Genomic DNA, 22,815 nt, shown 5'->3' with positions numbered 1-22,815 from the left:
ATCGAACCGCGCGACCCTGCCTTTCTCAGTCCCGGCTGTCGAGCCAGTCGATGACGCCCTGGGCCGCGACGACGGCGGAGGCGAAGCTGGCCTGAAGCAGATAGCCGCCGGTCGGCGCCTCCCAATCCAGCATCTCGCCGGCGACGAAGACACCCGGTCGCGCGACCAGCATCAGCCGCTCGTCCACGCCGTCCAATACGACGCCGCCCGCCGAGGAGATCGCCCGTTCCAGTCCCTGAACGCCGGTCAGGGTCAGCGGCATGGCCTTGATCCGCTCGGCCAGGGCCCGAGGCGAGGCGGGCAGGGGACCGGCCTCATACAGCAGGGCGACGGCGGCCGACTCCAGTCCGACCACCTTGCGCAGATGGTTCGACAGGCTGGCTTTGCCGCGCGGCTTCGACAGACGGTCGGTCAGTTTTCCGACCGCCACATCCGGCTTCAGGTCGATCTGGATCTCGGCGCGCCCCTCCGTCTCGACCGTCGTCCTGAGCGCGGCGGACAGCGCATAGATGGCGCCGCCCTCGATGCCGTAACGGGCGATCATCGCCTCGCCCCGCGCCGTCCGCTCGCCATGGGTGACAGAGACGCCTTTCAGCGGCTGGCCCGCGAACCGATCACGGAACAGCGCCGACCAGGTCACATCGAAGCCGACATTGGCCGGTCGGAACGGCGACACTGACGCGCCCTGCGCTTCCAGCCAAGGCGCCCAGGCCCCGTCCGAACCCAGACGCGGCCAGCTGGCGCCGCCCAGAGCCAGAACCACGGCGTCGGGCCGTTCCAGCCGCTCGCCCTCCGGCGTCTCGAACGCCAGCGCCCCGTCGCGCCAACCGGTCCAGCGCGAGCGCGTGCGGACGTCGACGCCCTGCGCCTCCAGCCGCGCCAGCCAGGCCCGCACCAGGGGGGACGCCTTCATGGCCCTCGGAAACACCCGCCCGCTTGAGCCGACGAAGGTTTCCTGCCCCAGGGCCTCGACCCAGGCGGTCAGGTCGGCAGGCGTGAACCGGTCGATCCAGGCGGCGGCCGTCGGCTGGGCGGGACCATAGCGCGTCATGAACCGGTCCAGCGGTTCCGAATGCGTCAGGTTCAGCCCGCCGCGCCCGGCCATCAGCAGCTTGCGGGCCACGGACGGCATCCGGTCGTGCACCACGACCGTCGTCCCCGCCTGCGCCAGCCGTTCGGCCGCCATCAATCCGGCGGGACCGGCGCCGATCACATGGACGGTGCGGGAGGTCGTAAGACTGGGGGACTGTTGCATGGCGTGGCTTTGCGCGCTTGCGGCCGCGCTGGCTATAGGCGTCGTCATCGCTATGTTCCCTACCATGAGCGTTGCCTTCACCCGCGAAGAAGATCTGGAAGCCACCGCCGCCGACCTGGCGGACCGCCCGATCTCGCCCCATCCCAATCTGGTCACGCCCGAAGGGCTGGCCGCGATCGAGGCCGAACTGGCCTCGGCCCGCGCCGCCTATACGGCCGCCCAGGTGCAAGGCTCGATCGAGAGCGACCGCACCGCCATGGCGCGCGCGACGCGGGACCTCCGCTACTGGTCCGCACGGCGCGCTTCGGCCCAACTGATCGCGCCGACCGAGGATGATGGGGCCGTGCGGTTCGGGGGTTCGGTCTCCATCGAGCGCGAGGATGGGCGCGCCCAGACCTGGCGCATCGTCGGCGAAGACGAGGCCGATCCGGCCGCAGGCTCGGTCAGCCATGTCTCGCCCCTCGCCCGCGCCGTCATGGGCAAAAGGGTCGGCGACGAGGTGACGGTGGCCGGTCAGTCGGCCGAGATCGTCGCGGTCGGCTAGACCTCAGTTCTGGGCGTCGTCGTCGCCCAGCATATCCCGCATCATGTCCAGGATCAGCTTCTGCTTGCGCGCGGGCAGGCGTGGCGCCAGGCGGGTGATCTCAACGCTGGTCTTGGTGGGGCGATGCTCGTGGTCGAAGGCGGGCGCCTCTTCGGCGACGCCGACCGTCGCGCTGCTGTAGCCGTCGAAGAAGAAGGGGATGCCGACCTTCATGAACTCGGCCATTTCGAACAGTTTCGAGGCCGAGACGCGGTTCGTGCCCTTCTCGTACTTTTGCACCTGCTGGAAGCTGACGCCGACGGCTTTGGCGAGGGCGGTCTGGGTCAGGCCAAGGTCGAGACGCTTTTCCTGAACGCGACGGCCGACATGGCGATCGACGGGATGCGGATCCTCGTCCTTTTCACGCGCCATCGCCGTCACCCTTCACCTAGATTGCTGCTTGATTCCCCTGGACCCTAGATCGCCGGCTCGACGGCCACAAGGACAGGATGAACGCTGTTAGCACTGAGAAAAAGAACAGGAAATCGCCAAATCGACCGTAGGGCGTGACGCCCGTCGGACGGGGCAGGGGGGCGTCGATGACGCCCATGACGCCCGGCTCCAGCCGTTGGCCCTCGACGATCCGGCCCCACGGGTCGATCATGGCCGAAATCCCGGTCGGGGTGGCCCGCGCGATGGGCAGGCCGGTCTCTATGGCGCGATAGCTTGCCAGGTTCAGGTGCTGGCGCGGGCCCGAGGTCGCGCCGAACCAGGCGTCGTTTGACGCATTGACGATCCACTCGGGCCGCCCGGTCGCGCCGGGCGTGAAGCCGGGATACAGGCTCTCATAGCAGATCAGCACCTGCGCCGGCGGGGCCCCTGGAACCGAAATAGGGGCCGGCGTCGGTCCGGCGGAAAAGTCGCTGGGCATGTGCACCAGGCTGCGCAGGCCGATGGAGGTCATGATCGACCCCAAGGGCAGGTACTCGCCGAACGGCACCAGTCGGTGCTTGTCATAGACGGCGGCGACCCTTAGTCCCGCCCCGCCTTCGTCGGCCAGGGCGAACAGGCTGTTGTAATAGCGCGCGCCCTCGGGCGCAGTCAGGTCCGGCTCGCCGCGCGCCAGGCCCATCAGCAAGGTCTGTCCGGGACGCAGGGCCCCCGCAATGGCCTGGGCGTCGGCTGAGGCGAAAACGTCGTTGGCCGAGGCGGGCAGGGCGCCTTCGGGCCAGACCACGACGTTGGGCGTCCGCGCCGCCGCCTGACCGGTCAGGGCGACATAGCGATCGACGATGGAACGATAGGCCTCGGGCGACCATTTGGTTTCCTGCTTCACATCAGCCTGAACCAGCCGCACGACTGTGTCGGTGAACTGAAGATCCGACTGCGCCAATCTGACAGCGCCGAAGCCGCCGACGGCGATCAGGGCCAGGGCGCCCAAGCCCGCCGAGATCAACCGGCTCCGCCTGTCGCCAGGCCCGATCACAGGCGCGAAAGCCGCCGTCGCCGCGACCGTCACGAGGCTCAGCCCATAGACGCCGACGACCGAGGCGAATTGAGACATGCCGCCGCCCGCGCGCCAGGTCGCGCCGGCCGGATTCCAAGGAAAGCCCGTCAGCACATGACCGCGCAACCATTCGGCAGCGCAGAACAGGGCGGCGAACAACAGCACTCGCACGGCGCCTAGCGGCGCGAACCTGCGATAGAGGGCGCAGGCCGTCCCCCAAAACAGCCCCAGGCCCGCCGGCAGCAGGCTGGCCGCAAACGGCGCCATCCACGCCTGTTCAGGATTGACGAAAAACGCCTCGGCCACCCACCAGCAGCCGACGAAGAAATAGGCGAACCCCGCCAGCCAGCCCATCCAGAAGGCGCCGCGCGTCGTGTCGGACCGCTCCGACAGGATCATCAGCAGCGGATAGCCCAAAAGCCCGATCAGCACTCCGAACGGCGGATGAGCGAAGGCCGTCCCGGCGCCGGCCAGCAGCGCCAGAACGATGCGGATCAGCCGCCACGTCAGGGCGCGTTTCCTGTCGGGCAGGGCGCGGATCGGGGCCGCGAAACGGTCCAGCAGGGCGTCGGGGAACATCGGGTCAGTCCTGCTCGGCGATATAGGGGTCGGCGACGCCGATCTGGGCCAGGATTTCGCGCTCCTCGGCCTCCATCTCCTCGGCCTCGGCGTCGTCTTCGTGGTCGCGGCCCAAGAGGTGCAGCACGCCGTGGACGACCAGATGGCTCAGATGATCGGCCAGAGTCTTACCCTGCGCCTCGGCCTCGGTCGCGCAGACGCCGTAGGCCAGGACGAGGTCGCCCAGATGCGGAAACGCGTTTTCCGGCGCCGGGAAGGAAAGGACATTGGTCGGCCTGTCCTTGTCGCGAAACCGGCCGTTCAGCTCGCGCACGGCGGCGTTGTCGGTCAGCAGGACGACGATGTCGCCCTCCACCGTGCCCAGCGACGCTTGCGCCGCGCGTTCGACGACGGCCTCGGCGGCCGGCAGGGCGACGGTCCAGGCCTCGGCCTCGACTTCAATCTCGATCATGCGGGGTCTTCGAGGTCGGGGGCGGGGCGTCCGCGCGCGGCGTCGGCGTCATAGGCGCGCACGATCCGCTCCACCATGGCGTGACGCACCACGTCGGACGCCTCGAACTTCAGGATGCCGACACCCTGGACCCCGTCCAGGATACGCAGGGCGTGGGCCAGGCCGGAGTCGCGCGGGTTCAGCAGGTCGATCTGCGACGGGTCGCCCGTCACCACCATCCGTGCGCCCTCGCCCAGGCGCGTCAGCACCATCTTCATCTGCAGACGACTGGTGTTCTGGGCCTCATCGACGATGAAGAAGGCGTGGCTGAGCGTGCGGCCGCGCATGAAGGCGATCGGGGCGGCCTCGATCTCGCCCTTGTCGCGGCGACGCTGCACGTCCTCGGCGCCCAGAATGTCGTTCAGCGCCTCCCAGATCGGCGCCAGATAGGGATCGACCTTTTCGTTCAGGTCGCCGGGCAGGAAGCCCAGCTTCTCGCCCGCCTCGACCGCCGGGCGGGTGATAACCAGCCGGTCCACCTGCCCCCGCCGCAGCAGCGATGCGCCATAGGCCGCCGCCAGAAAGGTCTTGCCGGTGCCCGCCGGGCCAACGCCGAAGCTCAGTTCGCACCGGCCCAGCATGTCCAGATAGGCGGCCTGCGCCTTGGTCTTGGGCACGATGGCGCCGCGCTTGCCGCCCGGCAGCGACACGCCCGCCGCCGCCATGCCCGGCGTGCCGCGACCGCCGCGCGCCTGGCCCAGGGCTGCGCGCACGTCGGCCTCGGTGACTTCGGCGCCCAGGGCCGCGCGCTTGGCCAAGTCCTCGATCACCTGGCGGGCGTCCGTGCGGTCGCGTGCGCCGCCGTTGACGGAGACCCCGCCGCCCGGGGCCTCGACCAGCACCTTGAACGCGTCCTCGATCAGGGCGACGTGGCGACTGTTCGGCCCGATGACCGCCCGCAGTTCGGCATCGTTCAAGGGGACGAATTCAGACTCACGCGCCATCAAGCGGCCTTTTCTGCTTGGGCTAGCGCTGAGCCCGCGGGACCCGGCTGCCTGAGCCCGTCTGCTATGAGCCGGCCTGACAGACTGTTCTGCTGGCCGGCGATGATCTCGACCGGAACGATCTGCCCGATCAGATGATCCGCGTTATCGACGTGGACCGATTGAAGATATGGGGATCGACCGATCGCTTGGCGACGGTGGCCGTGCCGCCCCGGCTTGTCGAACAGCACGTTCAGCGTCCGGCCGGCCTGCGCCGCGTTGAAGGCGGTCTGCTGTTCCGTCAGCAGGGCGATCAGTCGATGCAGTCGGTCCTTGACGATTTCCGGCTCCACCTGTTTGCCCATGCCCGCCGCCGGCGTGCCCGGTCGCGGCGAATAGGCGAAGGCGAAGGCCCCGGCGTAGTTCACGCGCCGCACCAGATCGAGCGTGTCCTCGAACTCCCGATCCGTCTCACCGGGGAAGCCGACGATGAAGTCGCCCGCGATGGCTATATCCGGCCGTGCCGCACGGATCCGGTCGATCAGGTCGAAATATTTCTGACGCCCGTGCTTGCGGTTCATCGCCCGCAAAATGCGATCCGACCCCGCCTGAACCGGAAGGTGCAGATAGGGCATCAAGGCGTCCAGATCGCCATGCGCGGCGATCAACTCATCGGCCATGTCGTTGGGATGGCTGGTGGTATAGCGGATGCGGTCCAGGCCGGGGATCTCGGCCAGGGCATAGGCCAGTTCGGCCAGGGTCGCCTTTCGCCCGTCCGGCCGCTCGCCGTCATAGGCGTTGACGTTCTGGCCCAGCAGGGTGACCTCGCGCACGCCCCGATCCGCCAACTGCCGCGCCTCTTCCAGCACCGCCGCCATCGGCCGCGACCATTCGGCGCCGCGCGTATAGGGCACCACGCAGAAGGTGCAGAACTTGTCGCAACCCTCCTGCACAGTCAGGAAGGCGGTCGGCCCCTCGGTGAGGCGGGCTGCGGGCAGGGCGTCGAACTTGTCGTCAGGAGCGAAGTCGGCGCCGATCCGCTCGCCCCGCGCCCGCGCCGTGCGGGTCAGCAGTTCGGGCAGTTGGTGGTAGGCCTGGGGACCGACGACGATATCGACCGCCGGCTGACGCCGCATGATCTCTTCGCCCTCGGCCTGGGCGACGCAGCCGGCGACGGCGATGGTCAGGTCCCCGCCGGTCTCGCGCCGGATGTCGCGCATCTCGCGCAGCTTGCCGAGCTCGGAATAGATCTTCTCGGCCGCCTTCTCGCGGATGTGGCAGGTGTTCAGAATGACGAAGTCGGCGGCCTTCACGTCGTCGGTGACGCCATATCCCAACGGGCGCAGCACATCGGCCATGCGCTCGGAGTCATAGACGTTCATCTGACAGCCGTAGGTCTTGATGAACAGACGCTTTTGGGGCGCCGTCTCGACTTGAGGAACCAGGGTCTCGGTCATCGTGGGCTTATGATCGCCCGCAAGCGCCGCGACAAGCCGAGCGTCAGCCTGCATCCACATCGGCGGGATCGACGCGCGCCGCATGGCGGGTGAAGATCAGGCCTTCGCGCTTGGACGGCTCTGCGCCTTCGATAGCAACGCCATAGAGCTCCAACTTGTGGCCGATCAGCTGGAAGCCCAGCCGTTCCGCGATCTCGTTCTTCAGCCGCTCGATCTCGGCATCGAAGAATTCGATCACCTCGCCCGACTTGGTGTCGATCAGGTGGTCGTGGTGGTCGTCGCCGGCCTCTTCATAGCGGCTGCGGCCGTCGCCGAAATCATGCTTCTCGACCACGCCCGCCTCTTCGAACAGGCGCACGGTGCGATAGACGGTGGCGATGGAGATGTGCGGATCGATGGCCGAGGCGCGGCGATACAGCTCCTCGACATCCGGGTGGTCCGCGGCGTTGGACAGCACGCGGGCGATCACCCGGCGCTGTTCGGTCATACGCATGCCGCGCTCGGCGCAGAGTTTTTCGATCCGGTCCATGCGCCTAGAATAGGGGCTTGGATCGCATCAGGGAAGCGTCAGGTTGGCGTCAGGCGCACAGAGGTCGCGGCTCATCACCAGCGCATCGGTCCGCGATCCGTCGGCGCCCGCATAATAGGCTTTGCGGCGACCGATCGGGTCGAACCCGGCGCCCTCATACAGGCTGCGCGCGGCGGTATTATCGTCGGCGACCTCCAGAAACAGCCGCGTCGCGCCGGCCTGGACTGCAGCGACGGCCGCCTCCTCGACCAGACGTCGCCCCAGTCCGTGGCGGCGCGCGGACGGGACCACGGCCAGGGTCAGGATTTCCGCCTCGTCGACGACGGTCCGGATCAGGGTGAAGCCGTCGGGCTCGCTGACCGCCAGCACGCCCGGTTGCGACAGCAGATCGGCGAAAGTGTCGGCGCTCCACGGCGCGGCAAAGGCCTGGGCGTGCAGGGCGGCGAGTAAGGCGGGGTCCGCCGCCGTCATGATGCAGGCTGGCGCGGCTGGCCCGGCAGGCGGCTGGGCGGCGTGGCGTCGGGCGCGCGCAGATAGAGCGGACGGGGCGGCTGGATCGCCGGATCGGCGACGGCGGCCAGGCGCGCCAGCGCCTCCGGCGACGGTGCGACCCGGTCGTCCAGATGGCCGAAGGGCAGATCGGGGAAGGCCTGAGTCACGACCGCCGCGCCATTGCCGACCAGGGCGACGCCCGGTCCGATGTCGGCGATCCGCCGCCCGGCCTCTTCCAGCGACAACGCTTCCTCGGGGCCAAGCGGCCCACCGTCGGCGAAGAGCCGCGCATAGACCTGACCGCGCCGCGCATCGATCAGGGCCGCGATGGGGCCGTCGTGATTGGCGAGCGAGGCGGCGAGCGCGTCCAGCGCCGACAGACCGACGACCGGCCGATCCAGCGCCGCGCCCAGACCCTGAGCAAAGGCCAGACCGACGCGCAGACCGGTGAACGAGCCCGGTCCAACCGTGACGCCGATCCGGTCCAAGCTGTCGAAACCACCGCCCGCCTCAACCATGACGTCGCGCACCAAGCCGCCGATCCGTTCCTGATGTCCCTTGGTCATCGGCTCAAAGCGCACGGCGAGCGCGCGATCGTCCTCGAACACCGCCGCCGTGCAGGCGCCGAGCGCCGTATCGATCACCAGAAGTCTCATGGGAGTCTTCTAGGCGGCGCGTCGCAGAACCGCCACCGCGTCCGGATCAGAGGGTCTGCTCGACCCGCGTCACCTCGGGCACATAGTGGCGCATCATCTGCTCGACCCCGGCCTTCAAGGTCGCCGACGACGACGGACAGCCGGCGCAGGCGCCGCGCATCCGCAGGTTCAGAACGCCGGTCGCCTCGTCAAAGGAATCGAACAGGATGTCGCCGCCGTCCTGGGCCACGGCGGGGCGAATGCGGCTGTCCAGCAGGGCCTTGATCTCGGCGACGATCTCGCTGTCGTCCTCGGCATGGCCGTCGGTTTCGCCGCCAACGCCGCGCGTCAGCGCCTGACCCGAGACGAAGTGATCCATGACGACGCCCAGGATCGGCGCCTTCATCTCGGACCACTCCGGCCCTTGGGGCTGGCGGGTCACGGACACATAGTCGGCGCCGAAGAAGACGCCGTCGACGCCTTCAACTTCGAACAGCGCCTCCGCAAGCGGAGAGGCCGTCGCCTCGTCAATGGTGCGATATTCCAGCGCGGCGGTCGGCGACACGTCGCGGCCGGGCAGGAACTTCAGCACGTTCGGATTGGGCGTGGGTTCGGTCTGGATGAACATGGGCGGGAGATGCGCTCGCCCCCGCCCCGTTGCAAGACCCGAGCAGAGCCTAGCGCCGCTTCAACCCGCCCAGCAGACCGCGCATCAGCTCGCGGGTCAGAGTCGACCCAGCGGTGCGCAGGACCGACTTGGTCAGCGCCTCGACCGGCGTTTCGCGGGTGGACCGGCGCGCAGGCTTCGCGGCCTCGCGCGACGCCCGCGCCTCGGCCTGAGCCTGAGCCTGAGCCCTCGCCCGCGCTTCGGCGGCCTTCTGATCGGCCTTGGCTTGGATGGCGGCGGCCTTGTCGGCCTCGGCCTGCGCCTTGGCCTGAACTTCAGCCTGATCGGCGGCGCTGTGGCGATTGGCCAGGATTTCGGCGGCGGATTCGCGGTTCAGTACCTGCTCGTAAAGGCCCCGCACCGGGCTGGCGGCCATGATCGTCGCACGCTCGGCGTCGGTCGCCGGACCCAGGCGCGAGGCCGGCGGGCGGATCTTCGTGCGGGCCACGATGGTCGGCGCGCCCTTTTCGTCCAGCACGGACACCAGGGCCTCGCCCACGCCCAAGCCTTGAATGGCCTCGGCCGTGTCGAAGGCGGCGTTGGCGCGGAAGCTCTGCGAGGCGGCCTTCAGCCCCTTCTGTTCCGACGGCGTATAGGCGCGAAGCGCGTGCTGAATGCGGTTGCCCAGCTGGGCCAGAACGCTGTCGGGAATATCGGCCGGGTTTTGTGTCACGAAATAGACCCCGACCCCCTTGGATCGGATCAGGCGGACGACCTGCTCGACCTTTTCCAGCAGGGCGCGCGGGGCGTCGTTGAACAGCAGGTGCGCCTCGTCGAAGAAGAAGACCAGGCGCGGCTTTTCCGGATCGCCCACCTCTGGGAGCTGTTCGAACAGCTCAGACAGCAGCCACAGCAGGAAGGCCGCATACAGGCGCGGACTGTTCATCAGCCGGGTCGAATCCAGCACATTGACCTGGCCCCGGCCGTCCAGGCCGACGCGGATCATGTCCTCCAGCTTCAGCGCCGGTTCGCCGAAGAAGGCGTCGCCGCCCTGTTGCTCGACCTGCAACAGTGCACGCTGGATGGCGGCGATGGAGGCGGGGGCGACGTTGCCGACCTCGCGCCCGATCCGCTCGGCGTTCTCACCGACATAGACCAGCAGGCTTCTCAGATCGTCGAGGTCCAGCAGCAGCAGGCCCTCCTTGTCCGCGACGTGGAAGACGACGGTCAGCACGCCTTCCTGCACGTCGTTCAGGTTCAGCATCCGCGCCATCAGCACCGGACCGATTTCCGACACGGTGGTGCGGATCGGGTGGCCCTTCTGGCCGTACAGGTCCCAGAAGACCGTTGGCGCGGCGCGCGGTGTCAGGGTCAGGCCCATCTCGGTGGCGCGGGCGACCAGCTTCTCGTTGGGCGCACCGACCTGGGAGATGCCCGACAGGTCGCCCTTCACATCGGCGCAGAAGACCGGCACCCCGGCGTCGGAAAAGCCCTGGGCCATGATCTGCAGCGTGACCGTCTTGCCTGTCCCGGTCGCGCCGGCGACGACGCCGTGACGGTTGGCGCGGTTGAACAGCAGGTTTTCAGGCTGGGCGGCGTCGGACTGGCCGAGGAACAGGCCGGGCATGGCGTCGGGCATTGGGGTCTCCGATGGCGTCTCCGGCAAAGGTCTAGCGCGTTCCCTGCGCGCTCGGAACAGCGATTGACGGCGACGGCGGGCGGTTCGACAACACGGTCATGAAAAACCCCATCGCCACGCCCTCTTCGGTCGCCGCTCGCAACGCCCTCGGCGTCATCGCCACGGTCGCGGCCGGGGCGGCGATCTACTGGCTGCGGGACATCCTGACGCCGCTGGCGATGGCCATCTTCCTGCTGATCATGATCGATGGGGTGAAGCGGTCGGTCGAGGCGCGCACGCCATTGAACAGCCGCATGGCCGGAATCGCGGCCCTGACGCTGGTGGTGCTGGCCTTCTTCGCCTCCATCGCCATCATCGTAAACGGGGCGGCGGGCTTCTTCGGCGAAGCGTCCGGCGTGTCCCAGAACATCGGCCCGCGCATCGATCAGATCATTCGCGACGCCTATGGGCTGGTGCGCCTGGCCAATCCGCCCACGGCGCAGGACCTGATCAACGGCGTCGATGTGCGCGGCTGGCTGACCTCCATGGCTTTCCAGGTGCAGGGCATCGCCTCGGGCGCCTTCTTCGTCCTGATCTATCTGGGCTTTCTGCTGGCCTCCCAGGTCGGCTTCCGGCGCAAGATCGTCGCCATGTTCCCATCAGAAGCCCAGCGCGACGAGGCGGTCGCGGTGTTCCAGCGCGTGCGCGGCGGGGTCGAGGGCTATATCTGGGTGCAGTCGGTGACCGGCGCGATGATCTGCGTCGTCGCCTGGATCCTGATGCGGGCCGTCGGGCTTCAGAACGCCGAGTTCTGGACCTTCGTCATCTTCATTGTCGGCTTCATCCCCGTGCTGGGCGGGGCGGTGGCCGGTCTGGCCCCGCCGCTGTTCGCCTTGGTCCAGTTCGAAAGTTACTGGCCCGCCGCCATCCTGCTGGTCGGGTTGCAGGTGATCCTGTTCGTCGTCGGCAACTTCATCCAGCCGCGCATGCAGGGCGACAACCAGAACATCGACCCGGTCGTGGTGCTGCTTGCCCTGGCCTTCTGGGGCAAGCTGTGGGGCGTGGTCGGCATGTTCCTGTCGACGCCGCTGGCGGTCATGGCCATGGCGATCCTGGCCGAGTTCAAGGGCTCGCGGTGGATGGCGATCCTGCTGTCGGGCGACGGCGAGCCCTATGCGAACGACGGCAAGACGACCGACAGGCCCAAATCGACTCGCCGCAAACCCAAACCGGAACCCGCAGCGGAGGCCTGATCAGGGCTGCCAGCCGCTGATCTGGTCCGCGTCGCTGTCGCCGGCCAGGGCGCCGCGCGTCTTCTTCACCTCGGCCCAGGCGGCGCGAAGCAGGGCGGGCACGCCCTCGCCCGACACGCCGGACACCAGCATGGGACGGCGACCGGCGACGGCCTCCAGTTCAGCGGCCTTCTCCTCGCGCGCCTCGGGCGTCAGGGCGTCGATCTTGTTCAGGGCCAGGATCTCGGCCTTGTCCGCCAGACCCTCGCCATAGGCTTCAAGCTCCCCCCGAATGATGCGGTAGGCCTCGACCACGTCGTCCTGGGTCCCGTCGATCAGATGGATCAGGCTGGCCGAGCGTTCGACATGGCCCAGGAACCGCGTGCCCAGCCCTGCGCCCTCGCTGGCGCCCTCGATCAGGCCGGGAATGTCGGCGATGACGAACCGCTCGGACGGCGACAGGTCCACCATCCCCAGGTTCGGCGCCAGGGTGGTGAAGGGATAGTCGGCGATCTTGGGCTTGGCGGCGCTGGCGGCCGACAGGAAGGTCGACTTGCCCGCGTTCGGCAAGCCCGCCAGGCCGATGTCGGCGATCAGCTTCAGCCGCAGCCAGATCCAGCGTTCCTGGCCCTCCTGGCCGGGGTTGGCGTAGGTCGGCGCCTGGTTGGTCGGGCCCTTGAAGCGCACATTGCCCCAGCCGCCGTTGCCGCCCTTCAGCAACAGCTCGATCTTGCCGGCCGTGTCCATGTCCAGCAGGACCGTTTCCTTGTCCTCGTCCAGCACCTGGGTGCCGACCGGCACCTTCAGATGGACGTCCTCGCCCTTGCCGCCGTGCATCTGGCGGCCCTGGCCGTGGTGGCCGGTTTGAGCCTTGAAATGCTGCTGGTAGCGATAGTCGATCAGGGTGTTCAGCCCGTCGACCGCCTCGATCCAGACGTCGCCGCCCTTGCCGCCGTCGCCGCCGTCCGGGCCGCCGTTGGGAATGAATTTCTCGCGTCGAAACGACACGGAGCCCGCGCCGCCGTTGCCGGAGCGGATATAGATCTTGGCCTGGTCGAGGAACTTCATCGCGGGCTTATGCCGCAGAAGCGCGGCGAATTACAGGCGTGACCTCAGGATCAGCGTGTGGAGAAGTTCAGCCTGACTTCGTGAGGTCCGGTCTGGCCGGGTCGAGCGCGCGCCATCCTGACTCCGCGGATGGCCTCGCGACCGAATCCCAGACCCGCCGGCGTCTCGGAAACCACGACACAGTTCGTCGCCGCGCCGTTTTCCATGAAGTCGCACCGCAACACTACCGATCCGGAAGCGCCGGCTTCAAGCGCCTTGGGCGGCATTTCCATCCTGGGTGGCTCGGCCCATACGACCGGCGGAAGCGACGGCGCGGGCGCGGTCTGGACAAGGGCGGCGGCGAGCAAGGCGGTCAACATGAGCGCATCTTAGCAACCTTCGGTCGGCCTGCAACCAAGCCCAAGCGCCTCCGTCAAGCCGGCTTCAGCGCCAGGGTCACCGTCTTGATGTCCACATATTCGTCGATGCCGTGGATCGACCCCTCGCGGCCATAGCCCGACTGTTTGACCCCGCCGAACGGCGCGACGGCGGTCGAGATCAGGCCGGTGTTGACCCCGCACATGCCCGCCTCGATCCGACGCGAAAACCGCATGGCGCGGTCCAGGTCGCGGGTAAACAGATAGGAGGCCAGGCCATAGTCGCTGGCGTTGGCCTTCTCCAGCGCCTCGTCCTCGGTGTCGAACGCGAAGACCGGGATCATCGGGCCGAAGGTCTCTTCCTCGCGGAACAGGGCGTCGTCGCCGCCCAGGGTCACGGTCGGCTGGAAGAAGCGGCCGCCCAGCTCGTGGCGCGATCCGCCGGTCAGGACCCGGCCGCCGTCGGCCTTGACCGCCGCCACATGTTTCTCGACCTTGTCGATGGCCTTGTCCTCGATCAGCGGACCGACCTTCACGCCGTCTTCGAAGGCGTTGCCGACCAAGATCTTGGCCACCTCGGCGGCCAGCTTTTCGGCATAGGTCTCGGCGACCGACCGTTCGACATAGACGCGGTTGGGACAGACGCAGGTCTGGCCCGAGTTCCTGAACTTGCCCTTGATGGTCTCGGCGACGGCCATATCCAGATCGGCGTCGGCGAAGACGATCAGCGGCGCGGCCCCGCCCAGTTCCATCGACACCCGCTTCAGCGTCGGGGCGCATTGTTCCGCCAGTTTGCGGCCCACGCCGGTCGAGCCGGTGAAGGACAGTTTGCGGATCGCCGGGCTGTCGGTCAGCACCTTGCCGATGGTGGCCGCGTCGCCCGTCACGATGGACAGGGCGCCCTTGGGCAGACCCGCCTGATAGGCCAGTTCGGCCAGGGCGATGGCGGTGAAGGGGGTCTGGCTGGCCGGCTTGACCACGGCGGTGCAGCCGGCGGCGAAGGCGGGACCCAGCTTGCGGGTCAGCATGGCGGCGGGGAAGTTCCAAGGCGTGATCAGGGCGCATGGCCCAACCGCCTCGCGATAGGTCAGAATCAGATGACCCAGCGGACTGTCCTGGGTCTCGCCGATCAACCGTTCGGCCTGGCCCGCGAACCATTTCAGGAAACCGTTGGCGTAGGTGACCTCGCCCTTGGCCTCCTCGAAGGGTTTGCCGTTCTCCAGCGCCATCAGGGCGCCCAGACCCTCCAGATTGTCGTCGATCAGCGCCGCCCATTTGCGCAGGAAGGCCGCACGCGCGTGCGGATCGGATCGCGACCAGGTCTTGAACGTCTCGCTCGCCGCCGCGATGGCCTGTTCGGTCTCGGCGGCGCCGAGATCGGGGACATGGCCGATCACATCACCTGTCGCCGGATCATCGACGGCGATGCCGCCGCCGTTGGCCGGAATGGCCTTGCCGGCGATCAGGGCGTGCTGGCGCAAGAGTTTGAGGCCGGCGTCGCGGGCGGTGTGGTTCACGGGATGGCTCCTATCGCGGTCCTGAAACGAACAAGGCCCCGACGATGCGGGGCCTTGCCGGTCGAATGCTGCAGCCTGGGCTGCGGTCGTCGATTAGTTCTTGGCGTCTTGGGCGGCGCCGGTCACGGCCTGGCCGGCGGCCTGGGTGTCGCGGCCCACGCCTTCGACGGTGTTGCAGGCGGCGGTGGTCAGGGCGGCGGCGGCGGCGACCAGAACGAAAATCTTGCGCATAGGGGAAGCTCCAGGGTTGGCCGGGGTGAAACTCCGCCGGTCTCGCCTCATCAACGCGACGCCAGCGCTGCGGTTCCGGGCGTCTTGTCCGCCGGATCGACGGGCGCGAGGGCTTCCGGCGTGGCGAAGATCATGCGGGCGATGGTGCCGCCGCCGCGCGGAGTGGCGAACTCGGTCTCGCCGCGCAACTGTTTGGCGAAGGCGCTCATCAGGGTGCGACCCACTCCGACCTCGGCGCCGGCCTGGGCGCCCGGGCCATTGTCCTCGACTTCCAAAACCGATTTTTCGCCCTGGACGCGGAAGCGCACCTTCAGCTCCCCCCCGCTGTGGGCGAAGGCGTGCTTCTGCGCATTGCTGACCGCCTCGACCAGCCACAGCGCCAGGGGCGCCAGCTTGTCCGGATCGACGTGTAGGGAGTCGGCGTCCACCGAACTGATGACCACCGGTCCGCGCCCGGCTTCGCTGGCGACCAGTTGCCCCACCAGTTCGTTCAGGAACTCGCGCGCATCAGCGTGGCGAATGTCGTTGCTCTGATACAGGGTGCGGTAGATCAGGGCCAAGGCCGAGATGCGTTGCCGCGTATCGCCCAGCGCCGCCTTGGCCGGCGCATCGGTCAGAGCGCGCTGCTGCATCGACAGCAGCGACGAGATGATCTGAAGGTTGTTCTTCACCCGGTGGTGGATCTCGCGCATCAGCGCATCCTTTTCCACCAAGGCATCTGTCAGCTCGCGGTCGCGCAGGGTGATGGCCTCGGCCATCTCATCCAGGGTGCGCGCCATGGTGCGGATTTCGGACGGGGCGTTCATCGCCTGCAGCGGACGCACCGAGAAACGGCCCTTGGCGTAGATGGCCGCGACCCGCTCCAGATAATCCAGCCAGCGGATGAAGATGCGCTCGGATAGCAGCATCACCGCCGCGAATGCCGTCAGCCACGCGCCCAGCGGCAACAGCAGCGTGCCGATCGGATTGAGCCGCGCCCACGACAGCCACCCCGGCGCCGGGGCCGACAGCAGGGCGTAAAGATCGCCGCCGGCCAAGGCCGCGCCCGCATAGTCGCGACGCTGGTTCTGCGCATCCTTTGCTTCAAACACGGCGGACCCCTGGTCGCGCGCACGGCCAACCCAACCGGCGATGTCGTCGCCGGCCGACAGTTTGAAGACGTCGGCGTTGCTGGCCGTCAGAATGCGGCCTGCGCCGTCGGTCAATGCCGCTTCCGCGCCCGAGGGCAGGGCGGGGTCGGCCACATCGGGTTGCAGGGCGGAGAAGGGGATCACGGCGACCATGGCGCCGTCGAACCGGCCCATCGGCCGCTCGGCGCGGGTGGCCACGATCAGCGCGCCTTCATAGCCCGCACCGTCGGGCGCGCGCATCACGACCAGTTCTTCGCCATTGCGCAGTCGCTGGAACCACGTCGCCTGGGCGGCGGGCGCCACGCCGGATCTGACGCCGTCCGCCCGACCCGAGGCGCAGACCGCCTCGCCCGTCGGGCTGATGCGATAGAGGCCCTCATAGCCTTCCAGACGTCCGACAAGCGCCGTCAGGCGCGGTGCGCAATAGGGGCCGACCGCATCGGGGCTGAGCGCGCGCAACAGCACCTGGGCGCTGTCCAGCTGGGCCTTGGCGCTGGAGGCGCTGCGTTCGGCCGCCAGTTGCAGATCCACCTGTCGGTCGTCGGCCTGTCTTTGGAAGTCCGCCTGGGTCTGGATCAGGCTGAGGACAAAGATCGGCAAGAGGGCCATGGCCATGGCCGCGCCCAGTCGAAACCGGATGCCCTGAAAGCGATCCGATTTCCAAGTGCGACCGAGCCGCGACCTTGACGCCTCCCTGGTCGTCTCATTCACCGCAGATCAGCTCCGGGCGCCGGCCAGCCTGTCGGCCTCGCCGAGAATCGAGCGCATGGCGTCACCCGCCGCCTTGCCGTCGCGTCCGTAGCCGCCCCGTTCCAGCGTGGCTTGCAGCGCACGCCGCGCGCGGCTGACGCGGCTCTTCACCGTGCCGACGGCGCAGCCGCAGATTTCGGCCGCTTCTTCATAGGCGAAGCCGCCAGCGCCAACCAGGATCAAGGCCTCGCGTTGTTCTTCGGGCAATGTCTTCAAAGCTTGACGCAGTTCGTCCAAGGCGACGGGCGCCTCGGGATCATCCACGGCGACCAAAGTCCGCTCGGCGGCTTCCTGATCCAGCTGCGACTGACGCCACGAGCGGCGCTTTTCGGAATAGAACTGATTGCGCAGGATCATGAAGGTCCAGGCCTTCATGTTCGTGCCCATCTGATAGCTGGCGCGCGCGTCCCATGCCTTCATCATGGCGTCCTGCGCCAGATCGTCGGCGGCGGTCGGGTCGCCGGTCAGGGTCCGGGCGAAGGCGCGCAGATGCGGGATCAACAGCACCAGTTCGCGCTTGAAGCCCTCGTCGTCGGCCGACGCGGGTTTGGGGGCTGCCCCCAGGCGTGAGGTGCTCATGCGGCGCTGTCCGAAGACTTGGCGTCGGCGCGTTTCAGGATATCGAGAAACTCATCGGGCACGGGTTCGTTGACGACCTCGTCGAACATGTGCCGCAGCTTCACGCCAATGGCCTGCTGGCGAAGGCGAGCTTCTTCAAGCCCTGCCTCCCCCTTCTGGTCGCCTTTGGGACGAGAGGAGTCCGGAGAATCGATCATAGACAGAGCCAAGCCCACCCAACTGTCATCGCGAAGAGATGTCGGTCTCAAACGTCATCAGACCGGCGGGGTTCCTGCATGAACGGCTTTTAATGCTAAAGCTTGTTCGCGGCGGCGGAACCGTGATGCGAATGTGACGTTTAAGCTGGCTATAACGCCCTGCCTTGCCGGTCGGGCTGTGATTTGTCGGGGACTATCTGAATGAGCCTTCTGGCCAGACTCGCGCCGCATCTTCCTTATGTGCGCCGTTACGCACGCGCCCTGACCGGCGATCAATCCACGGGCGACAACTATGTCCGTGTCGCTCTGGAGGCCCTGGCGGCCGGCGAGCAGCAGCTGTCGGCCGATATGACGCCTCGGGTCGCCCTCTATCATGTTTTCCACGCCATCTGGTCCTCGACCGGCGCGCAACTGGAAACCGGTACGCTGGAAACCACGGGCAGCGACGCCTCGCAGCGTCTGCTGCGTATTGCACCGCGCTCGCGTCAGGCCTTCCTGCTGACCGCCCTTGAAGGCTTCACCCCTTCGGAAGCCGCACAAATCCTGTCCGCCGATCCGCGCGACGTGGAGCGTCTGATCGCCGACGCCCAGGCCGACATCGACGCCGAACTGGCCACCGATGTTCTGGTCATCGAAGACGAGGCCATCATCTCTGCCGATATCCAGAGCCTCGTCACGGAACTGGGTCACCGCGTCACCGGCACCGCCACGACGCACGACGAGGCGATCGACGCCGTCGCCCGCCACAAGCCGGGTCTGGTTTTGGCCGACATCCAACTGGCCGACGGCTCGTCGGGCATTGATGCGGTCAAGGATATCTTGAAGACCATGGATGTGCCGGTGATCTTCATCACCGCCTTCCCGGAACGCCTGCTGACCGGCGAGCGTCCTGAGCCGACCTTCCTGATCACCAAGCCCTTCCAGCCGGAAACGGTGAAGGCGGCGATCAGCCAGGCGCTGTTCTTCCATCCGTCCCGCCAGAAGGAAGCCGCTTAAAACGCGGTCGTTCGCCGGCGACAAGATTGGCCTCGGTCCTTCGGGATCGAGGCCTTTTCTTTGTTTTACGCCAGCATCGATGGGCGAAAGTACGAAGGCGCAAAAAAAGCGATCGAGGTCGGGAACCGGCTTCAGGCGCCGTCGTTATCGGTCCGTGGAGGCGGCGACGCCCCCCGACTTGATCTGCGAAAGCTGATCATGCCGCCTCCGCGCCTCATTCTCGATGATGCCACTTCAAAGCGATCCGCAAGGGTCGCTTTTTTCTTGGCGCACACCTCGACCGAGGCCGCCGTCGCGGCCAAGATGGTGGCCAAAGAAAACGCACGGAGAGACGCCAATGGCTTCGACAAGCGGCAAGACGAACCGTCAATGGGTGCTGCGCCAGCGCCCCAAGGGCCTGATCCAGCCCGGCGATCTGGAACTGGTCGAGACGGCCATCCCTGATCTGAAGGAGAACGAGGTGCTGGTCCGCACCGTCTATCTGTCGCTGGACCCGACCAATCGCACCTGGATGAACGATTCCGAGGGCTATCTGCCGCCGGTCGGCCTGGGCGAGGTCATGCGCGGCCTGACGCTGGGCGTGGTCGAAGCCTCGCGATCCAGCCGCTTCAAGGCCGGCGATGTCGTCATGCCGACGTCGGGCGGCTGGGCCGACTATGCGGTCGTGCCGGAAGGCGGTCTTCGCCCGGTTCACCGTGCGCCCGGCCTGCCGTTGACGGCCAATATGTCCGTGCTCGGCATGACCGGCCTGACCGCCTATTTCGGCGTCACCGATGTGTTGAAGGCCAAGGAAGGCGAGACCATCGTCATCTCGGCCGCCGCCGGTGCGGTCGGCTCTATCGCGGGGCAGATCGCCAAACAGCGCGGGTGTCGCGTCCTCGGCATCGCGGGCGGCCCGCAGAAGTGCGCCTGGCTGACCGACGAACTCGGCTTCGACGCGGCCATTGATTACAAGAACGAGGATGTCGGCGAGGCGCTGGACCGTCTGGCCCCCGACGGCGTCGATCTGAACTTCGAGAACGTCGGCGGCGACATCATGATCGCGGTGTTCAACCGGCTGAAGGTCCACGGCCGGATGGCGGTCTGCGGCCTGGTGTCCTCCTACAATGCGACCAAGGCGCCGCCGTCGCCGAACTTCGCGCGCATCATCACCCATCGCCTGCACGTCCAGGGCTTCCTGGTCCTGGACTACGCCCCGCGCGCTCGCGAGATGGTCGCGGAAATGGGCCCGTGGCTGGCGGACGGCCGGGTGAAATGGAAGGTTCATGTCGACGATGGGCTGGAAGGCGCGGTGGGATCGTTGAATCGCTTGTTCACCGGCGATCACGACGGCAAGCTGCTGGTTCGCGTTTCCGAAGAACCCGCCTGAACCCAAGGTCTGCGCATGAGCGATCCGCTGCACATCCATTTCGAAGACCTGGAGGTGGGGCAAGTCGTGCCGCTGGGCGCCTGTGCGGTCGATCAGGGGGCGCTGGACGTCTTCATCGAGCGGTTCTCGCCGGGCTGGGACGTGGCCTACGGCGCGCCGGACGCCATGGTCTATGTGCTGTGGAGTCGACTGGCGGCCGACAAGTCCGGCGGCTGGGCCCAGACCAAGGTCCTGGCCGTCGATGGGCTGCGTTACATGCGCAATCCCCCGGCGGGCGAACTGCTGCGGGGTCGCATGACGGTGATGGGCAAGGATCCGGTCGGCGACGACAAGGGCATCGTCATCGCCTCGCATGACCTGCTGGACGAGGCCGGGCGTCTGGTTTTTTCCTGCCTGACCCGGGCGCTGTTCTCGCGCCGCTGAAACGAAAAACGCCCCGCCGGCGAACCGGCGGGGCGTTGATCGATCGTCGACAGATGAGGTTTTAGTTGACCGAGGTCGGGGCCTGAGCCTGACGCATCACGGCCATCGCGATCAGGCGATCCCAACCGACCAGCGACACCAGGTGGGCATAGATCTGGCCCAGGGCGCCGTTGTCGCGCAGCTCGACCAGCTTCTCGGCGGGCAGGGCGCGCAGCTTGTCTTCCGACACCGCATAGTATTCGGCCAGCTTCTGCGGCTGACCCGGCGTGCCGTCGGGATTGCGCGGCGTGAAGTGGGCTTCGCGGATGTCCAGCAGGTCCAGATCCTTGACCAGGGCGACGAAGCCCTCGGTGCGCTGGCGCTCCTGTTCGAAGTTGTTGCAGAACTCCATCGCCATGTTCGTGTAGTCGCTGGGCTGGCCGTCGACGAACAGCGGGTTCTGGCCGCCTTCGGCGACGATCGACGCGCCGCGGTCGATGCACAGGATCAGGCGCTGGTTCTGCTTGTCGTCGGCGAAGACGAACGGATAGCGGCGCACATAGGCTGGCACATAGGCGTCGGCGCGGAACTCGCCGTCGGGCGCGACGAACAGGTTCTCGTTGGAGCTCAGGCCCATCACGGCGACCGGCTGGCGGTTATCGCCGGTGAAGATGATCGGATAGGACAGGGCGGCGGCCGAGAATTCGGTGACAGTCAGCGGCACGATATTGGTCTGGGCCACGAAGGCGTAGGGCTTGTCGCTCGGGTTCACGCCCAGGCCGCCGTGGACGCTCTGATCCAGCGGTTCGGGGTTGGTGTAGAAGAGGACGTTGCCTTCAAGCGGCGAATTGTTCGTGTCGGTCATGAAGCGAGGACGCTCTGGTTAAAGATCGGAGGCGCGCCTTCTAGCCCAACGCCGCGCAACCGGCAAACCCGCGATGCGTCGGTTGCAGTGGGGGTCGCCAGCCATTAGCTGTGGCGTATGGGTTCCGCCTGCGATCACGACCATGACCACTCCGGCCTGAATGGCGGGGCGCTGGACCGCGCGCTGGCTGCGGCCGAGGCGCGCGCGGTCCAGCAGGGCGAGCGGATGACCGCCCAGCGCCGGCGAGTCCTGGCCCTGCTGCTGGAAAGCGGCGAGCCGGTGAAGGCCTACGATCTGATCGCGCGCTTCGGCGAAGACGGCCAGGCCGCCAAGCCGCCGACCGTCTATCGGGCGCTGGAGTTTCTGGAACGGCTGGGCATGGTCCACCGCATCGCTTCCATCAGCGCCTATGTCGCCTGCACCGACGATGGCGAGGCCGCCCACGCGGCCGCCTTCTTGATCTGCGACTGCTGCGGCGCGACGCGCGAGGTCAGCGGCCCGGACCAGAGCGCCATGAACGCCGCCGCCTCAGCCGCCGGTTACGCCATCGTCCGCACGACGATCGAGGCGCACGGTCGCTGCGCCGCCTGTCGCGACGTCGCATGACCATGGATGCGGCGTTGATGTCCCCACCGCGTCGCCTGTCCGTGCCGATCGACAATCGCTGGGGCGCCGGCAAGATGGCCGTGCTGGACTTCGGCGATCCGAACCGGCCTGTCGACCTGATATTCTCTCACGCCAACGGCTTCAACGCCGCCACCTATCGCAGCCTGTTGTCGCCGCTGTCGTCGTCCTTGCGGATCTGGGCGCCGGATCTGCGCGGCCATGGCCGATCGGCCCTGCCGACCTTCGCGCGGCCCAAGACCAGCTGGCTGGACCACCGCGACGACCTGCTGGCGCTGCTGGAGGCCATCGACGGCCCGCCCGTGGTCATGGCCGGCCATTCGATGGGCGGCACGGCCTCGCTTCTGGCGGCTGCCGTTCGGCCGGATCGGGTGTCCAGCCTGGTGCTGTTCGATCCGGTGATCTGGAAACGCTCGGCGGTCTTCGCCTTCAACCTGCCCTTCGCCCACAAGCTGATGAAGGCGATCCCCATCGCCAAGGCCACCCTGCGCCGTCGCAGCCAGTTCGACAGCCGCGAACAGGCCATGGCCGCCTATCGCGGGCGCGGCGCCTTCAAGGGTTGGCCCGACATGGTTCTGGCCGACTATCTGTCCGAAGGCCTGAACGAAGGCGACGGCGGGTTCAGCCTGACCGCCGCGCCGGCCTGGGAGGCGGCCAACTACGCGGCCCAGGCGCACGATCCGTGGCGGGCCATGAAACGCTATCCCGGCCCGGTCCGCATCCTGAAGGCCGAACACGGCGCCCTGACCCATGTGCCGGTTCAGCCCCCAGGGCTGCCCAATGTTTCGGTCGAGGTCGTGTTCGGCGGCGGGCATCTGTTTCCCATGACCCATGCTGACGTGGCGCGCGACGCCCTGTTCGACGCCGCCGTCTGAGAACGAATT

Annotated in this window: 26 protein-coding genes; 7 read left to right on the top strand and 19 right to left on the bottom strand. The window is 67.6% G+C overall.

Going from position 1 to position 22,815, the window contains the following annotated elements; all coding sequences use genetic code 11:
• Window positions 1-25: 25 nt before the first annotated feature.
• Window positions 26-1,255: a TIGR03862 family flavoprotein gene (locus QRN13_RS12645; RefSeq protein ID WP_284878159.1), complete on the bottom strand. Its 1,230-nt coding sequence runs from the start codon at window positions 1,253-1,255 to the stop codon at window positions 26-28.
• A 64-nt stretch (window positions 1,256-1,319) separates the two neighbouring features.
• Between QRN13_RS12645 and greA the strand changes: the two genes are divergently transcribed.
• Window positions 1,320-1,799, top strand: a complete 480-nt coding sequence (gene greA, locus QRN13_RS12640) for a transcription elongation factor GreA (RefSeq protein ID WP_026108478.1) — start codon at window positions 1,320-1,322, stop codon at window positions 1,797-1,799.
• 3 nt (window positions 1,800-1,802) lie between these two features.
• Here greA and QRN13_RS12635 read toward each other — a convergent pair whose 3' ends face one another.
• Genes QRN13_RS12635 through QRN13_RS12590 form a run of 10 tightly spaced genes read right to left on the bottom strand, consistent with a single transcriptional unit; the run spans window position 1,803 to window position 10,636 of the window.
• On the bottom strand, window positions 1,803-2,210 hold the full coding sequence (locus tag QRN13_RS12635) for a helix-turn-helix domain-containing protein (protein ID WP_066625335.1): 408 nt from the start codon (window positions 2,208-2,210) through the stop codon (window positions 1,803-1,805).
• A 16-nt stretch (window positions 2,211-2,226) separates the two neighbouring features.
• On the bottom strand, window positions 2,227-3,864 hold the full coding sequence (gene lnt / locus QRN13_RS12630) for an apolipoprotein N-acyltransferase (RefSeq protein ID WP_284878158.1): 1,638 nt from the start codon (window positions 3,862-3,864) through the stop codon (window positions 2,227-2,229).
• Window positions 3,865-3,868: 4 nt separating this feature from the next.
• Window positions 3,869-4,315: an rRNA maturation RNase YbeY gene (gene ybeY, locus QRN13_RS12625; RefSeq protein WP_284878157.1), complete on the bottom strand. Its 447-nt coding sequence runs from the start codon at window positions 4,313-4,315 to the stop codon at window positions 3,869-3,871.
• The gene (locus QRN13_RS12620) at window positions 4,312-5,298 is read right to left on the bottom strand and encodes a PhoH family protein (RefSeq protein WP_284878156.1); all 987 of its coding nucleotides are present in this window, start codon (window positions 5,296-5,298) and stop codon (window positions 4,312-4,314) included. Before QRN13_RS12620 ends, ybeY begins: the two co-directional genes overlap by 4 nt.
• On the bottom strand, window positions 5,298-6,734 hold the full coding sequence (gene miaB / locus QRN13_RS12615; RefSeq protein WP_284878155.1) for a tRNA (N6-isopentenyl adenosine(37)-C2)-methylthiotransferase MiaB: 1,437 nt from the start codon (window positions 6,732-6,734) through the stop codon (window positions 5,298-5,300). Before miaB ends, QRN13_RS12620 begins: the two co-directional genes overlap by 1 nt.
• A gap of 43 nt (window positions 6,735-6,777) precedes the next feature.
• Entirely contained in the window at window positions 6,778-7,263 is a 486-nt protein-coding gene (locus QRN13_RS12610; protein WP_017505496.1) for a Fur family transcriptional regulator, read from the bottom strand.
• A gap of 27 nt (window positions 7,264-7,290) precedes the next feature.
• Complete coding sequence (locus QRN13_RS12605) at window positions 7,291-7,734, bottom strand: GNAT family N-acetyltransferase (RefSeq protein WP_284878154.1); 444 nt, start codon at window positions 7,732-7,734, stop codon at window positions 7,291-7,293.
• A complete protein-coding gene (gene tsaB / locus QRN13_RS12600; protein ID WP_284878153.1) occupies window positions 7,731-8,411 on the bottom strand; it encodes a tRNA (adenosine(37)-N6)-threonylcarbamoyltransferase complex dimerization subunit type 1 TsaB in 681 nt (226 codons plus the stop codon). The genes QRN13_RS12605 and tsaB overlap by 4 nt, the downstream gene beginning before the upstream one ends.
• 46 nt (window positions 8,412-8,457) lie before the next feature.
• Complete coding sequence (locus QRN13_RS12595; RefSeq protein ID WP_284878152.1) at window positions 8,458-9,018, bottom strand: NifU family protein; 561 nt, start codon at window positions 9,016-9,018, stop codon at window positions 8,458-8,460.
• Window positions 9,019-9,067: 49 nt separating this feature from the next.
• Window positions 9,068-10,636, bottom strand: a complete 1,569-nt coding sequence (locus QRN13_RS12590; protein WP_284878151.1) for a helicase HerA-like domain-containing protein — start codon at window positions 10,634-10,636, stop codon at window positions 9,068-9,070.
• A gap of 98 nt (window positions 10,637-10,734) precedes the next feature.
• On the opposite strand from QRN13_RS12590, the gene QRN13_RS12585 reads away from it, so the two are divergent.
• A complete protein-coding gene (locus tag QRN13_RS12585) occupies window positions 10,735-11,868 on the top strand; it encodes an AI-2E family transporter (protein ID WP_284878150.1) in 1,134 nt (377 codons plus the stop codon).
• On the opposite strand, the gene obgE is transcribed toward QRN13_RS12585, so the two are convergent.
• The 7 genes from obgE to nepR all read right to left on the bottom strand — a co-directional run bounded on the left by obgE (window position 11,869) and on the right by nepR (window position 17,675).
• Entirely contained in the window at window positions 11,869-12,915 is a 1,047-nt protein-coding gene (gene obgE, locus QRN13_RS12580; RefSeq protein ID WP_284878149.1) for a GTPase ObgE, read from the bottom strand.
• A 50-nt stretch (window positions 12,916-12,965) separates the two neighbouring features.
• Complete coding sequence (locus QRN13_RS14685; RefSeq protein ID WP_502868596.1) at window positions 12,966-13,181, bottom strand: TonB family protein; 216 nt, start codon at window positions 13,179-13,181, stop codon at window positions 12,966-12,968.
• 146 nt (window positions 13,182-13,327) lie between these two features.
• Complete coding sequence (locus tag QRN13_RS12570; protein ID WP_284878147.1) at window positions 13,328-14,788, bottom strand: NAD-dependent succinate-semialdehyde dehydrogenase; 1,461 nt, start codon at window positions 14,786-14,788, stop codon at window positions 13,328-13,330.
• Window positions 14,789-14,881: 93 nt separating this feature from the next.
• Window positions 14,882-15,019 carry an entericidin A/B family lipoprotein gene (locus tag QRN13_RS12565; RefSeq protein WP_017505506.1) on the bottom strand — a complete coding sequence of 46 codons (138 nt, stop codon included), beginning with the start codon at window positions 15,017-15,019 and terminating at the stop codon, window positions 14,882-14,884.
• A gap of 50 nt (window positions 15,020-15,069) precedes the next feature.
• Window positions 15,070-16,764 (bottom strand): sensor histidine kinase PhyK, encoded by a 1,695-nt coding sequence (gene phyK, locus QRN13_RS12560; protein WP_284878146.1) that lies wholly within the window; start codon window positions 16,762-16,764, stop codon window positions 15,070-15,072.
• A 102-nt stretch (window positions 16,765-16,866) separates the two neighbouring features.
• The gene (locus QRN13_RS12555) at window positions 16,867-17,478 is read right to left on the bottom strand and encodes a sigma-70 family RNA polymerase sigma factor (protein ID WP_055754558.1); all 612 of its coding nucleotides are present in this window, start codon (window positions 17,476-17,478) and stop codon (window positions 16,867-16,869) included.
• On the bottom strand, window positions 17,475-17,675 hold the full coding sequence (gene nepR, locus QRN13_RS12550; RefSeq protein ID WP_045809524.1) for an anti-sigma T factor NepR: 201 nt from the start codon (window positions 17,673-17,675) through the stop codon (window positions 17,475-17,477). Before nepR ends, QRN13_RS12555 begins: the two co-directional genes overlap by 4 nt.
• Window positions 17,676-17,876: 201 nt before the next feature.
• Between nepR and phyR the strand changes: the two genes are divergently transcribed.
• The 3 genes from phyR to QRN13_RS12535 all read left to right on the top strand — a co-directional run bounded on the left by phyR (window position 17,877) and on the right by QRN13_RS12535 (window position 20,463).
• Window positions 17,877-18,671, top strand: a complete 795-nt coding sequence (gene phyR / locus QRN13_RS12545) for an anti-anti sigma factor/receiver protein PhyR (RefSeq protein WP_026108480.1) — start codon at window positions 17,877-17,879, stop codon at window positions 18,669-18,671.
• Between the two features lie 337 nt (window positions 18,672-19,008).
• Window positions 19,009-20,040, top strand: coding sequence for an NADP-dependent oxidoreductase (locus QRN13_RS12540; RefSeq protein ID WP_284878145.1), 1,032 nt, complete (start codon window positions 19,009-19,011; stop codon window positions 20,038-20,040).
• A gap of 15 nt (window positions 20,041-20,055) precedes the next feature.
• Window positions 20,056-20,463 (top strand): hotdog family protein, encoded by a 408-nt coding sequence (locus QRN13_RS12535; protein WP_055808883.1) that lies wholly within the window; start codon window positions 20,056-20,058, stop codon window positions 20,461-20,463.
• A gap of 61 nt (window positions 20,464-20,524) precedes the next feature.
• Here QRN13_RS12535 and QRN13_RS12530 read toward each other — a convergent pair whose 3' ends face one another.
• Window positions 20,525-21,307 (bottom strand): SapC family protein, encoded by a 783-nt coding sequence (locus tag QRN13_RS12530; RefSeq protein ID WP_055754556.1) that lies wholly within the window; start codon window positions 21,305-21,307, stop codon window positions 20,525-20,527.
• Window positions 21,308-21,424: 117 nt separating this feature from the next.
• Between QRN13_RS12530 and QRN13_RS12525 the strand changes: the two genes are divergently transcribed.
• The gene (locus QRN13_RS12525) at window positions 21,425-21,913 is read left to right on the top strand and encodes a Fur family transcriptional regulator (protein WP_066625374.1); all 489 of its coding nucleotides are present in this window, start codon (window positions 21,425-21,427) and stop codon (window positions 21,911-21,913) included.
• Between the two features lie 2 nt (window positions 21,914-21,915).
• Window positions 21,916-22,806 carry an alpha/beta fold hydrolase gene (locus QRN13_RS12520; protein WP_502868595.1) on the top strand — a complete coding sequence of 297 codons (891 nt, stop codon included), beginning with the start codon at window positions 21,916-21,918 and terminating at the stop codon, window positions 22,804-22,806.
• Window positions 22,807-22,815: the final 9 nt, after the last annotated feature.

The organism is Brevundimonas sp. MEB006b (genome assembly GCF_030209705.1).
Lineage (GTDB): Bacteria > Pseudomonadota > Alphaproteobacteria > Caulobacterales > Caulobacteraceae > Brevundimonas.
Note: the sequence above shows the minus strand (reverse complement) of the source record. Positions and strands in the feature narration are given on the sequence as shown.